Raw genomic sequence first — 14,220 nt, 5'->3', positions numbered from 1 at the left:
TAAAATCCCGCTTTCAAGGCGGGATTTTTGTATTCAGGTATACATTAAATTATTGCTTATTAGCCGTAAAGAAAAATTGCAGCGATAAAAACTCCTCAAAAATACCAAAGGTAAGCCTATTAAATATTTTCGCCATCGACCTGCCTTTATAAATACTTATAGCACTTTTTAGAGTAGTAACCTTAAAGCCCGATTTTGCAAAAAGCCCCACCATGTTCTTTTTACAATAAAACCTCATGTGCGTATAGTCAAACAGGCCACTTTCATCATACTTAAAGTCGCCTTTTAAAAATATCCTTTTAAATGTACTGTAGTGCCTTACATTAGGCATGCTTACAAGCGCGGTACCTCCTGCCTTAAGATACCTGTTCACTTTTTCAAGCACATGTTTAGGCTCTACAAGATGCTCTATCACATCCGGTAAAAGAATAAGATCAAAATAATTTTCAAATTCATGGAAATCAAGCACTTCAATATTACCAAAGATAAAACGGTCTAAAGGCTTATATTTTTCCGGATGTTTCTTATCTTCAAATATATCTACACCCACGGCTTCCTGCGCAATGCCTGTGCTTTTTAAATAATAAAGTGTTTCGCCATAAGCCGCCCCTATTTCTAAAACCCTAAGGTTTGTTGCATTACTGTTTATCAGGGTTAAAAGGTCATGCCTTATATTGGCGTAATAAGATATATCTTTATCTTCGTAGTTCATTAAAAGTACTTGTTAATTAATTTAAGCAATATTATGAAATAAAAACATCATCCACAGCAAGAAACAATCAAATATTTATGCGCGCCGCTCACAGTATCCATAGTTTAAAGAATTTATTAACAAAAACCTTTTCGTAAGCGGTTGCGTATATAAATTAAAGCCACGACCTTCAATAAATACCGAACTTTGGCGTTGTCATTACTGTACAGGCACTGATAAACGGGCATACTATTTGCATTGAAAATTAATGTAACAGCGTTGTAAAACGCCCTGTAAATTTTAAAAAATTATTGCTATGGATACTTTTACCATCAACAGCGCCCTGGCGCCCCAAAGGGAAAAGCTGTTAAACCACCCGCTTTACGCGAGGATAAAAACAATAGACGACCTGAGGTTTTTCCTTGAAGGGCATGTGTATGCCGTATGGGACTTTATGTCGCTGCTTAAGGCCCTGCAAATAAAGCTTACCTGCACCCAGGTGCCGTGGCTGCCTGTGGGCAACCCCGAGATACGCTACCTTATAAACGAAATAGTGCTGGCCGAGGAAACTGACATTAATTTAGACGGTAACAGGCAGAGCCATTTTGAAATGTACCGCGATGCCATGAGCAACTGTGGTGCCGATATCAGTGCGGTAGATGCGTTTCTAAAGGATGTGGTGGCTACTCAAAATATATTTGTTTCAATTAAAAAGAGTAACCTGCACCCCGGCATAAAAGAGTTCCTTGATTTTACCTTCAGGGTAATTGAAGAAGGCAAGCCGCATGAAATAGCAGCAGCGTTTACTTTTGGGCGCGAAGATTTAATTCCGGCCATGTTTACCGAAATACTGCGCAACTTTGAGGCTAACTTCCCTGAAGCCGACCTTAAAAAGCTGGTATATTATTTTGAGAGGCATATAGAACTCGATGCAGATGAGCACGGGCCCATGGCCATGCAAATGATAGATGAGTTGTGCGCGGGCGACATCTTAAAATGGCAGCAGGTAGAAAATATCTCCGTAAAAGCGCTCGAAAAAAGGGTGGCGCTTTGGGATGCTATAGAGGAGCGTATGCTACACGACCACATGGCATCGATATAAAAATCACTACTATTTTACTTATATTACAGGACCACGGAAAAATTCCGTGGTTTTTTTATTAAAATTTTTCTTAACAAATTATTGAGGTTAATATTAAATATCAGATATTTGCAACTGAATATTCGACAAATTTACTAATAGTTTAACTCCAATCATCCCCATGAAAAAAATTACCCGCAACCTGTGGGCGCTAACCTTTGTAAGTCTACTAAGCTTTACAGCCAATGCCCAGATTAATACTATAAAATATAAAAAAGCAAAAACAACTGTAACACAAAAACTTGCTCCAGCAACCACATATCTAAACGTAGGCAGTATTACACAAGTTCCTTGTTCCACAAATTTTGTAGTAACGTTTACAGTTTCTAATCCCGGCGTTGAAGATTTAACTTCTGCAACCATAAATTACACAATAGATGGTTTTCCCGCAACACATTCATGGGAAGGCTCGCTTCATGCGGGAGAAAGTGAAACCATAACATTTACTGTGCCAAATACCGCTACAGGCGAGCATAGCGTTAGCGCCACGCTTGCTGCATTGAATGGAAGCACACAAGGTGTGCCTACAGAAACCTATGACGAAACCATCAACATTCAGCTACTTACCACACCAGCACCTACGGTAACCATACTTATACAGCCGGATAACTTTCCTGATGAAATATCCTGGACGCTACATCGCGTTGGGGTAGAAGAACCCGTAGCCCATGGTGAAAACTATAATCCTGACCCTGAAGTTGTGGGTATAATAACACAAACAATTAATAACATTAATCCTGGTGAATGTTACGTTTTTACTATAATGGATGACTTTCCAGACGGCATTTGCTGCCACGGTAATGGCGAAGGCTTTTATCAAATAATCAATAGCAATGGTGTAGTAATATATACCGGGGAACCGTATATAGAAAGTGCTACTGTTACGTTTGGCGTGATAGAACAGCCAGCAGCTGTTACATCTTATACGCTTAGCAACATAAAGCTATTCCCTAACCCCGCACCTGGTGTGTTACACCTGGAGATACCTTCAGGCATTTCATTACCTGATAGTTATACCATATTTAACAGCGTGGGCCAGGTTGTAAACAAAGGTGTAATAAGCGAATATAACCAGCAGATAAACGTTGCTAATTTTGCAGGCGGCGTATACTTTATAAAGGTTGATAGCGGTAATGCCACTAAAACAATACAGTTTATTAAGTCGTAAACAGATAAGCTATTCCGCGGAGGCTGTTTTTTTATTTACAGTTCTATAGTTTTTAGCTATCGTATAAGACTAAAGTGTCCCTTTACAGTGCGGCCGTCGTTAACGGTAAGCACAAACCAGTAGTCTGAACTTGGCATTTGCCGGCCGTTAAATGTACCATCCCACCCAAACGTTTTAGGGTCAACATCAAACAGCAGTTTGCCATAACGGTCATATATATATAGCTTGCTGCCCTTATATCTTTCGGCACCCAGGCCGGGTATAGTCCAGTACTCGTTAGCAGCATCGCCATTAGGCGAAAAGAACTTCGGTATGGCCAGCACACCTATCTGCTCCCTTATTATACCGCATCCCTGGGTATCATATACATATACCATGTGCAGGCCTTTAGCAACATTTTCAAACAAGGGGCTTTCCTGCCACGGGCCGTTTGGTGCGTCAAGGCTGTAAAGATACTCGGTATTTACCCCACCCAGCGGAATGGCAACAATATTTACAGTATTATTATCGCGCAGGTCTTCAACAATTACATCGGTAATTTCTGCTACATTACTGGCTGTAACAATAACGGTGCGGGTTTTCTGGCAGTGTGTTGGGTACGTATTGTCAGTAACAATCAGCGTGTATATACCGGGCTCATTAACCATTATATCCGGTGTTGTAGCCCCTGTGCTCCAGATGTAATCATACTGGCCACCATATACACCGGCTTCCAGTGTTATATAATCACGGGTATTAAGGCAAACCACTCCGGTGCTATTTTCCTCTATATCGGGCAGTGCACGCACGTGTAAGTCTATCCTCGCTATGCCCAGGCAGTTATTACTGCTTTCTATACGTGCGTAAACTGTCTGACTATTAACCTGGGTATTGGTATACAGGGGGGGTATTTCGTTGGTTTCTGCCAGGGCATCTGTCTCTGTCGGATAATACGCTACCTGTTGGCTGCCGTTTTCATACCCTGCCTCGGCAAGGTTAAATAAGGCAAAGCCATCTTCAACACCATCATAATCACAGGTTTCTATTATGGCCAGGGGCAGCACGTTTGTGGTAACAAAGAGGGCCAGGGGCAGCACCCTGTAACAGCCGCTAAGCGTGTTTAACACTTTGGCATAAACAACATCACCACTACCGGAATTAGTATACAATGCGCTAATGCCATTAGTATCGTTTTCGGCATCGGCAAATGTGGGATAGTAAAATACACTAAGCGCTGTATTGGTACCCGTATACTGGGTGTCGGCCTCATGCAGGTTAAACTGCGTAATGCCATCAGGTGTAGCGCCGGTATCGCACTGCACCAGTACCGCGTTCAATACATTTGGCGGAAGGGGGTTTACGATAAGATTTATAGGCTGTATGTAAGTACAGGAAGGATAAGCAAGGTTTTTTATAAGGGCATAGACAACTGTGGTATTGGTATAAAAATTTGAAGGCAGCGCCGGTGCACCTGCCTGTGCGTTTGCCTCGGTTGCATGCCAGCTAACAGAGTAGCCCGCCGAAGTAACCAGAGCCGCAGTAATGTCTGTAAGGTTAAAAGTTGCCCTACCGTTTGTGTTACTGCCATCTGTTGCATCATCGCATATAGAAAACGAAGTGGCCGTAAGCGTTGCTGCAAGAGCCGCCTGTATCTGGAATGCTACAGTAGTGTAACAATCGGTATTGGTGTTGTGCACTACACGCGCATATACTGTTTGCGGATTGCTGGTATTAGTGTAAGCTATGCCGTTAAGCGGATTACTGTTAGCATCTGCATCTTGCTGGGATGCATAATAATATACAGTAAAGTCAGCCGGATTTTGCCCTCCCAGTATGGCGGCACGGGTGCTGTTAAGGTTAAAAACGGTAAAGCCGTCGTCATCAGGGTCGCACTCTGTAATAAGTGCGGGCACTGCGGCCGTAGGTGGTGGTAGTATATTAACGTCCTGGGTTATAAACTCGGTAATACCATCATAAGTAATGCCAGCTACTACGGTATAAGCACCGGAGGCAGCATAGGTATGTGCAGGTGACTGCAGTGTGGTATTGGCAGAACCGTCGCCAAAATTCCATACCACGCTGTCGTAATTACCATTTACGTGGAGGCTAAATTGTGTGGTTTCGCCAAAACATGTCCCTTCCTTTTGTATGGTTGCGTAAAAAAGCGAGGTTACAAATGGTGGAAGCCCAAATATACTGGCAGTACCCGCCGGAAGCGCAACCGCACTGTTAACATAATTGCAGGCCACACCATCGGCTTCAGGAAAGTTGATAACATCTAATGCGGTACCGTTGACAACAGCTTTATAAATTTTACCGTTAGGGCCTAACTGTAAGGTGGTAGAAGTATTGCCTGTGCTTATTTCGACACCGGATGACGGAATGCTGTCCGCCAACAGGTTGTATTGCTTAACTTTAGAAAGTCCCGTATCATTTTCCTGGTATGATACGTAGAGTTTTTGATTTTGCGGGCTAAACTCCACTCCATAAGGGCGCATGTTATTATCAACCATTACCGGGTTTGATAACTGGCCCGTAGCCCTGTTAAAATTATACAGGTATACTGTACCGCCATTGCCCACCTCGCCGGTAACGCCGCCTGCCTGCTGGTGGGCTATTGCCACAAACTTTCCGTTTGGCGAGGCCTTGATACAGCCTATCGCATTACGCCTGTAGCCCGACAACGGTATTACAGGGTTTATCTGGGTTACAACCGGGGTTTCGTTTACGCCGTCAGCGGTCACTTCAAACGCGTAAAAATTATCAACAAAATGTGTTATAACCCAATAACCGTCTCCAGATGCATTCTTTACGGCGGTAATTTTTTCCGAACATTTGTAACGTGCCTCCTCCAGGTTAGCAGGGTCATAGGTTAGCAGGTGCACATTGCGTGTGGTAACATCGCCTATGGTGCCTGTACTTCCGGCTACATTCAGGTCTACAACCGAATAGTTTAATCCGTTGTTAAGGCCATCGTCTGCCTCAGGTATGGTTTGTGCACCATTTGTTTCTATATAGGTACCGGTATACTGTGCCGGATAAAACTCGGCATTAATATGGTGCGGCTCATCTACGGTAAAAATGTAATAAATATTAGGGTTGTTCTTTTTTGGGATTATAACCGCTGATTGTGAACTTGACGGATCACCTAAGAGCCCCGTACCGTTAAAGTAATCTCCATTAGGCATTACTACGTGGTTACGGTCCCAAACGGTTCTGCCATCGGTATAAAAGAGAAGGTTGCCATCAGCATCGCTAATAGAACTACAACCCTCATTTGTTTGCATTTGCCCCCCGGCTAACGGCACGACGCTGCCGTCATCATTAAAATGAATGCCTGCGTTAAGGCCAAAATACCAGTTGTTAGCTTCTTTTTGGGCAAAAGAAACTAATGGCAAAAACAGCAAGTATATTATTATGGGTATCTTTTTCAATTCAGTTTACAGCGACTAAAACAGCTATTTATTATTTGTAACACTTGTAAATACGGCCGCACATAAAAGACCATGCAGCACCTGCAATTCTTAACTATATTTTAGGGATTATAAAGTTACTATAAAACCTATTACTATAACAGCTATAATGCCTTTTCACCTCATTTTTTTTATGTTTAACCTCTTTACAGGATTTTCAGTTAGATTAAATCACATATTTGCACTATGTTTATGGTATTATGGCAAAAAGAACCCAAAAATATATACTGCATTTACTGGGCTGTGTGCTGTTTATAAGTATTCCAATACTGTCATCGCCCGATTTTAACAATAATACAAACCTGTTTAGCATACCCCATTTCAGGAGGAGCCTCCTTGCCTTTGTACTGCTGCTGCTTTTTTTTTATGCCAATTACCTTTACCTCATACCCCGGTTTTACTTTACCCGCAAGCTATGGCTGTTTTATGCTGCTGTACTGGGCTGTTTTGCTTTTGTAACCTTTTTGCCTAATTTACTTATACCTATAGATGAAAACCCGTTTATAATAATACGCCCGCAAATGCCCGGCAGCAGAGGCCTGCCGCCTAATATGGCTAAGCTGCACACCCTGCCTTTTTTCTTAGGGCGGTCGCTGCTGCTGTTTCTACTTGTATTTTCGCTTTCTTTCCTCTTAGGTATCAACCAGCGCTTATCTGATATTGAAAGCGAAAAGCTAAAAACCGAGCTAAGCTATCTTAAGGCGCAGATAAACCCGCACTTTTTATTTAACACACTGAACAGCCTTTATGCCCTGGCGCTGGAAAAAAGCGATGCCACTCCCGAAGCTATACTAAAACTATCGGGCATGATGCGCTACGTGGTAAGCGAGAGCAGCCGCGACCTGGTACCGCTGGAAAGCGAAATTGCGTATATAAACAATTACATAAGCCTGCAAAAGCTGCGTATGGACGAAAACACCTACTTTAGTTTTGAAACCACCGGCAGCCCGGCAAGCAGGTATATATCACCGATGCTGCTTATACCCTTTATAGAAAACGCCTTTAAATATGGCATTAACCCTGAAGAAGATGCCGCTATAAGTATAACGATAGCCATAACAAATAATCAGCTTTCTTTAACCGTGCGTAATAACAAAGTGCACGCAGCACTGCCCTATGAAGAAGAAAGCGGCCACGGTATAGAAAACACCCGTTTGCGGCTGGAGTACCTGTATACAGGAAAATATAGCCTTACTATTAAAGATGAAACAAAAAGTTTTGAAGTACAACTAACTATAGGCCTGGTATGATAAACGCAATAGCAATAGACGACGAACCACTGGCGCTTAAAATAATTACCCATTTTTGCAGCCAGATAGATTATATAGTGCTTTTAAAAACCTTTACAAAAACCGATGAGGCGCTTGCTTACCTGGAAAAAAACCCGGTAGGGCTGCTCTTTCTTGATATACAAATGCCCGGCAAAAACGGCATTGATTTTTATAAAATGCTCTCGCCAAAAACCATGGTTATATTTACTACTGCGTACAGTGAGTATGCAGTAGAGGGTTTTAATGTAAACGCGGCCGATTACCTGCTGAAGCCTTTTTCGTTTGAGCGATTTTTAGCCGCTACCGATAAGGTTCTTAAAGAGCAGCGCGCACGCAACACTACAACCGGCAACAGCCACTTGTTGCTGCGTGCCGACTATAAGCTGCACCGCATCAGTTTTGAAGACATACTGCTTATAGAAGGGCTTGATGATTATGTAAAAGTGCACATTAAAGGCAAAAGCCCGATAACCGCGCGCCTGAGTATGAAAGGCCTTATGGAAAAATTGCCCCAGCCCGAGTTTATAAGGGTGCACCGCTCTTATATCATTCCGCTTAGTAAGGTAAAAAGTCTGTATAACAAGACACTACAACTGGAAGATTTTGTAATACCCGTAGGCGAAACGTATAAAGATGCGGTAAGTAAATTTTTCTCTGAGTGATTTTTTTACAACGAATACACAAATTCCCGAATTTAAAATACTTAACAAGCGAATCACATTAGAGTAATTGGTGTAATTTGCGGCTTGCATAAACTTTTAATAAAATTTCATTTTTCTTTGCGATTGAAATTGAATAACTTGCAATCGCTTTACAAGAATGTTTGAAATATTTATAGCAATGAAGAGCATTACCCTAAAAAATACATTATTTACGGGCCTTTTACTGTTAGGTACTTTTACTGCCACGGCCCAAAACCTGCCTAAAGTTTTTGGCCATACGGTAAAAGCCGTTAACCCCGATAACGGAGCTATACGCTGTGCGACTACCGAATATGAAGCATGGCTGCAGGAGCAGGACCCTAAGCGCCCCACACGCACCGAATTTGAAGCCTGGCTTGCGCCAAAGGTAGCCGAGGTAAAAGCGAAAAGGATGGCCGCAAAATCGGCGCAATCTGTACAGGAAGTGATTATTATACCCGTTGTGGTACATGTAATACATAACGGCGATGCTTTAGGCGTTAACGAAAATATATCGGACGCTCAGGTTCTGTCGCAAATTGAAGTGCTTAACCAGGATTTTAGGAAGCAATCTGGTACGCCGGGCTATAACAACAACCCTGTGGGTGCCGACATGGAAATACAATTCCGCCTTGCACACACGGCGCCGGATGGCAGCTATACAACCGGTATAGAACACCTAAACCTTAACCAGGCAGATTATAGTTCGATACAAAGCGTAGACACCAGCGTAAAACCCACAACAAGCTGGAACCCGAACGACTACTTTAACATCTGGACAGTAAATTTCGGGGATTCAGATTTATTGGGCTATGCTCAATTCCCTAATACTTCGGGGCTTGGCGGGCTTGACAGCTATATGGGGGCTGCTAATACTGATGGGCTTGTTATAGGCTACGGTTACTTTGGATCGGCCGATATTTACCCGCAGGGCAACTACAGCACCACCTACCCTCAATATAAATATGGCCGCACCGCCACACACGAAATAGGCCATTGTTTTGGCCTGCTGCATATTAGCGGCGACAATTTTGCTAACTGTATGGTAGATGCAACTGATTCTTACAAAGACTACTGCTTAGATACCCCGGCAACTGACCAATATAATTTTTATTGTAACACTACAAATTCATGCCCGGCAAGCCCCGGTAATGACATGATAGAAAATTATATGGATTACACCAATGACCAGTGCATGAATATCTTTACCCAAAACCAGAAGGACAGGGTAACAGCGGTAATGAATAATTCCATACGCAGGGCAAGCCTTAAAACATCAAATACCTGGCAGGAACCTGCTGCCATAGCGGCCTATGACTTTTTTAAAGGTATCAGCCTCTACCCTAACCCTGCCAGCACCACCTTAAATATATCAATACAAAACGGCAACCTGCCCGAAAGTTATAGCATTTACAACAGCCTGGGCCAGCAATTAACGCAGGTAAAAATAAACAGTGAGGCAAACTTGGGTATAAATACATCAGGCCTAAGCACTGGCGTTTACTTTATTAAATTGATAAAAGGCAGCCAAAGCAAAACGCTTAAGTTTATTAAAGAATAGCTTTTTTTATTAATCTATATCTGGAGCCTTTGCTACGTATCACACATTTAGCTCCATCACAAAGCCTTCGTAGGAGCGCACATTTAGCACAGTACCGTCTTCAAAAATAAGGTACTGCCCTTTTATGCCCACCAGCCTGCCACTGTAGTTAGGCGTAGTGGCAAGGTTAAGGCTCTTAATTTTTTTTGGATATTCCAGCACCGGATATTCCATTTTATACAGCTGCTCTACAGTGGTTTCAAAATATTGCGACACATCATCAGGAAGTAAATCTTTTGCAATATTCCGCATGGCAATAAGATCAAATTCCGTTACCTCATTGCACAGCATTTTCTTCCAGTTAATTTTATCTGAATAATGGTTTTTAAGCGCTACCTCGGTAATTCCGGCCAGGTAGCGGTTGGGCACCTCTACAAGTGGTATGGCAAAACTCGCGCCCTGGTCTATCCAACGGGTGGGCACCTGCGTTTTTCGGGTAACCCCCACCTTCATGTCGCTACTACAGGCCAGGTATACCACGTGGGGCTGCACCTGCACACGTGTCTCATAATCAAGGTCGCGGTCGGCTATCCCTAAGTGGGCCGTGCTCAGCTCGGGGCGCATTATCCAGTCGCCCGCACCGGGTATGCTGTAAAAACAATCATAGCAAAAACCCATGCGCCATATTTTCTTTTTTTTAGCGCAGTTAAGGCACTCAAAACCCCGGAAGGAAAGCTCTATCTCCTGTCCCAGCAACTGGTTCATGTGGATAAAGTTGTCGTTAAAAACCAGGTAATATTGTATGGGGCTGCCCGCCTCAGTTTGCATTTTTGTGAGTACACCTTCGTATCGCATAAAAAAAATCACTATTTTTAGGGCAATAAAGATACTAAAATATGGCCTTGCCTATTATAAATTCTATTGCGTCGTGGATACTTAAAAAACGGATACACGACATGGAACTTTTCCTTAAGTACCCAAATGAGGTACAGGAAGAACTGCTGCACAACCTGTTAAACACCGCTGAGCATACCGTAATAGGCAAAAAATATGATTTTGCTTCGATTACAAATTACAGAACATTTGCAGAGCGTGTGCCGGTTTCTACCTATGAAGACCTGGAGCCGCTAATAGAGCAAACCCGCAAAGGGGAACAAAATGTATTTTGGCCTACGCCTATAAAGTATTTTGCAAAAAGCAGCGGCACTACCAATGCAAAAAGCAAGTTTATACCTGTAAGCGCCGAGGCCCTGGAAGACTGCCACTATAAAGGCAGTAAAGACCTGCTGTGCCTGTACCTTAATAATAATGAGGAAAGCCAGCTGTTTACAGGCAAGAGCCTTCGCCTGGGCGGCAGCAAGCAACTGTATGCAGACAATAACTCGGTTTTTGGCGACCTCTCGGCTATACTTATAGACAACATGCCTTTTTGGGCAGAAATGAGCAGCACACCCAGCAGCAGGGTATCACTAATGGGCGAATGGGAAAGCAAACTGGCTGCGATAGTAAGTGAAACGGTTCATGAAAATGTAACCAGCTTTGCCGGCGTACCCAGCTGGATGATGGTACTGCTAAACCGCATACTTGAAGAAACAGGAAAAACCAGCCTGCTGGAAATATGGCCTAATATAGAAGTGTATTTTCATGGCGGTGTAAGCTTTGAGCCGTACCGCGGCCAGTACCACAACATATTGCCCAAAGATGATTTTAAATATTACGAAATATACAACGCCAGCGAGGGTTTTTTTGCCATACAGGACAGTAATTATAGCAATGAACTGCTATTGATGCTGGATTATGGTATTTTTTATGAGTTCATACCTATGGATACCTTTGGCACCGACCGCCAACGGGTACTACCGCTTAGTGAAGTCGAACTTAATAAAAACTATGCCGTGGTAATTACTACAAATTCCGGACTGTGGCGCTACATGGTGGGCGACACCGTAAGGTTTACAAGCATAAGCCCTTACAGGGTAAAAGTGAGCGGCCGCACCAAGCACCATATAAACGTTTTTGGGGAAGAACTTATGGTAGAGAATACCGATAAGGCCATTGCCAAAGCCTGCCAGCTAACGGGGCTTGAAGTGCTGGACTATACCGTAGCCCCTATTTTTATGGAGGGCCGCGAAAAAGGCGCACACGAATGGATTATTGAGTTTAAAAACGCGCCACTTAATGCAGAGGTTTTCCGCACGCACCTGGATGAGGCGGTGCAAAGTGTAAATTCTGACTATGAAGCCAAGCGCTACAACAACATGACACTAAATAAACTGGTACTTAACGTGGCCCGCCCCAAACTGTTTTACGACTGGCTTAAGGAGCAAGATAAGCTAGGAGGCCAGCATAAGATACCCCGACTGAGCAACGAACGCACGTACCTGGAGCAACTTAAGGCCCTGCAAAAAGAAAGCAACACATTAGCCTGAGCATAAAAACAAAATCTTTTAATGGCTAATTTAACAATACTTTGGCATTGATTTTGCATGATAACACACAACACTAAAAAATAATTAAGATGACGAAGATGATGAAAAGGAACTACATTTTATTATTGGGTGCAGGCCTTATGCTGTTAGGCAGCTGTAGCCCCGTACACCGCTACGGCTGCCCGGGCAGAGGCAGGCGCTGCATACCGCTTTCTCATAACGAAACGGTAAAGGCAAAACCACAGGAAATGAAGCGTAATGCTTAAATTATATAGTTAAAGCCGGTGATAATTTAGCCGGCTTTTATTTTGGGTAAAGCACTACCATAAAAAATTCATTTCCCATTCGTCTACAGCAAACCGCCATTCAACGGTATAAAACTGCTACTAATTTTATAAAGTTAGTTGTGCCCTGCAATATTTATTATGTTTGAAAAATGAATGCAACGAATTACGGGATGTCTCCCGCTGAAGAAAAAAACAGGCTGAAGGAATTAAGAAGTTTTGATATACTCGACACCCTTACAGAAAAGGACTATGAGGATATTACCACACTTGCTTCCATTATTTGCGATGTACCTATTGCTCTTATAAGCCTTGTAGACAGCGACAGGCAGTGGTTTAAATCGCACCGTGGCCTCCCTATAGACGAAACGCACCGGCAGTATTCCTTTTGCTCTCACGCCATACTTACCCCTGATAAGCCCTTTATTGTAGAAGATTCCCGTCTTGACGACCGTTTTAAAGATAACCCCTATGTTACCGGCAGCCCAAATATTGTTTTTTATGCCGGTATCCCACTGGTATCTGAAAGTGGTTATGGTATGGGTACCGTTTGTATTATAGACGATAAACCGCACACCCTTACACCGGGGCAGGTAAACGCCCTGCAAATACTTGCCGGGCAGGTAATGCACCTGCTGGAACTGCGCAAAGCAAATCTGGAACTTGGAATACGTAGGGAAATGCTCGAAATAAAAAACAAAAACCTGGACAAGATAGTAGCCGGGCGGGTGGCAGAGATAGAACAGCAAAACCTGATGCTCGAAAACATGAATAAAGAGCTACAGGCGTTTACCTATATTTCCAGCCACGATTTGCAGGAACCACTGCGCAAGATACAAACGTTTATAAGCATGATTAGTGAGCGTGAGTATAATAACCTTTCTGAAAAGGGGCGGGAATATTTTGCTAAAATAGAAAAGGCGGCGGGGCGTATGAGCCTGCTTATTAAAGACCTGCTTGCCTACTCCCGTACTACCACCAGTAAGCAATCTTTTGACGATATAAGGTTAAGTAACCTTGTAAATGCTGTAACCGATGACATGCAGGAAGAAATAAAACAAAAAAATGCTTTGGTTATCCTGACATCTGATGGCGATTTTAAAGCCATTAGCTTTCAGTTCAGGCAAGTAATATACAACCTGCTTTCAAACTCGCTCAAGTTCTCGCGGCCAGGTACACCGCCGGAAATTAAAATTGGCTATAAAGCAGCTAAAGGCTACGAACTTACCTTAAGTCAGTGCTTGCCTGAGCAGAATTACCACATCATTACATTCCAGGATAACGGCATAGGATTTAACAGCCTGTATAAAGATAAAATATTTGGCCTCTTCCAAAGGCTTGAAACTAAAAACATCCATTTGGGCACCGGTATAGGACTGGCAATAGTAAAAAAGATAATAGATAACCATTCGGGTCACATAGATGTGGCAAGTACACCCGACGAAGGCACACTGTTTACTATAATATTGCCTTTTCAATGATCAATAAGTTGTAAAATAAAGTTCAACCTGAAAAATAAAAAAGCCCGTAAACACGAAATGTTGCGGGCTTTTTTGTGTTATAT

11 protein-coding genes are annotated in these 14,220 nt (G+C 42.9%); 8 read left to right on the top strand and 3 right to left on the bottom strand.

What is annotated here, in order from left to right:
• Window positions 1-49: 49 nt before the first annotated feature.
• On the bottom strand, window positions 50-712 hold the full coding sequence (locus ACLI09_RS13580) for a class I SAM-dependent methyltransferase (protein WP_411420174.1): 663 nt from the start codon (window positions 710-712) through the stop codon (window positions 50-52).
• 295 nt (window positions 713-1,007) lie between these two features.
• Here ACLI09_RS13580 and ACLI09_RS13575 point away from each other — a divergent pair, with 295 nt between their 5' ends.
• Entirely contained in the window at window positions 1,008-1,793 is a 786-nt protein-coding gene (locus ACLI09_RS13575; protein WP_411420173.1) for a DUF3050 domain-containing protein, read from the top strand.
• 160 nt (window positions 1,794-1,953) lie between these two features.
• On the top strand, window positions 1,954-3,000 hold the full coding sequence (locus ACLI09_RS13570; protein WP_411420172.1) for a T9SS type A sorting domain-containing protein: 1,047 nt from the start codon (window positions 1,954-1,956) through the stop codon (window positions 2,998-3,000).
• Between the two features lie 56 nt (window positions 3,001-3,056).
• On the opposite strand, the gene ACLI09_RS13565 is transcribed toward ACLI09_RS13570, so the two are convergent.
• Window positions 3,057-6,377 carry a T9SS type B sorting domain-containing protein gene (locus tag ACLI09_RS13565; RefSeq protein ID WP_411420171.1) on the bottom strand — a complete coding sequence of 1,107 codons (3,321 nt, stop codon included), beginning with the start codon at window positions 6,375-6,377 and terminating at the stop codon, window positions 3,057-3,059.
• Between the two features lie 275 nt (window positions 6,378-6,652).
• Between ACLI09_RS13565 and ACLI09_RS13560 the strand changes: the two genes are divergently transcribed.
• From ACLI09_RS13560 to ACLI09_RS13550, 3 genes are all read left to right on the top strand, one after another.
• On the top strand, window positions 6,653-7,702 hold the full coding sequence (locus ACLI09_RS13560) for a sensor histidine kinase (protein WP_411420170.1): 1,050 nt from the start codon (window positions 6,653-6,655) through the stop codon (window positions 7,700-7,702).
• Window positions 7,699-8,385 (top strand): LytR/AlgR family response regulator transcription factor, encoded by a 687-nt coding sequence (locus ACLI09_RS13555; RefSeq protein ID WP_411420169.1) that lies wholly within the window; start codon window positions 7,699-7,701, stop codon window positions 8,383-8,385. Before ACLI09_RS13560 ends, ACLI09_RS13555 begins: the two co-directional genes overlap by 4 nt.
• A gap of 178 nt (window positions 8,386-8,563) precedes the next feature.
• On the top strand, window positions 8,564-9,964 hold the full coding sequence (locus tag ACLI09_RS13550; RefSeq protein ID WP_411420168.1) for a T9SS type A sorting domain-containing protein: 1,401 nt from the start codon (window positions 8,564-8,566) through the stop codon (window positions 9,962-9,964).
• Between the two features lie 39 nt (window positions 9,965-10,003).
• Here the strand turns inward: ACLI09_RS13550 and ACLI09_RS13545 are convergent, their stop codons facing one another.
• Window positions 10,004-10,798 carry a DUF2797 domain-containing protein gene (locus tag ACLI09_RS13545; protein ID WP_411420167.1) on the bottom strand — a complete coding sequence of 265 codons (795 nt, stop codon included), beginning with the start codon at window positions 10,796-10,798 and terminating at the stop codon, window positions 10,004-10,006.
• Between the two features lie 41 nt (window positions 10,799-10,839).
• Between ACLI09_RS13545 and ACLI09_RS13540 the strand changes: the two genes are divergently transcribed.
• The 3 genes from ACLI09_RS13540 (at window position 10,840) to ACLI09_RS13530 (ending at window position 14,137) form a co-directional block, all read left to right on the top strand.
• The gene (locus ACLI09_RS13540) at window positions 10,840-12,372 is read left to right on the top strand and encodes a GH3 auxin-responsive promoter family protein (RefSeq protein WP_411420166.1); all 1,533 of its coding nucleotides are present in this window, start codon (window positions 10,840-10,842) and stop codon (window positions 12,370-12,372) included.
• Between the two features lie 89 nt (window positions 12,373-12,461).
• Window positions 12,462-12,638, top strand: coding sequence for a hypothetical protein (locus tag ACLI09_RS13535; protein WP_411420165.1), 177 nt, complete (start codon window positions 12,462-12,464; stop codon window positions 12,636-12,638).
• A gap of 170 nt (window positions 12,639-12,808) precedes the next feature.
• On the top strand, window positions 12,809-14,137 hold the full coding sequence (locus tag ACLI09_RS13530; RefSeq protein ID WP_411420164.1) for an ATP-binding protein: 1,329 nt from the start codon (window positions 12,809-12,811) through the stop codon (window positions 14,135-14,137).
• Window positions 14,138-14,220: the final 83 nt, after the last annotated feature.

This window comes from Flavobacterium sp. RHBU_24 (genome assembly GCF_046613695.1).
GTDB lineage: Bacteria > Bacteroidota > Bacteroidia > Flavobacteriales > Flavobacteriaceae > Flavobacterium.
This window is presented reverse-complemented; position numbering and strand designations above follow the sequence as displayed.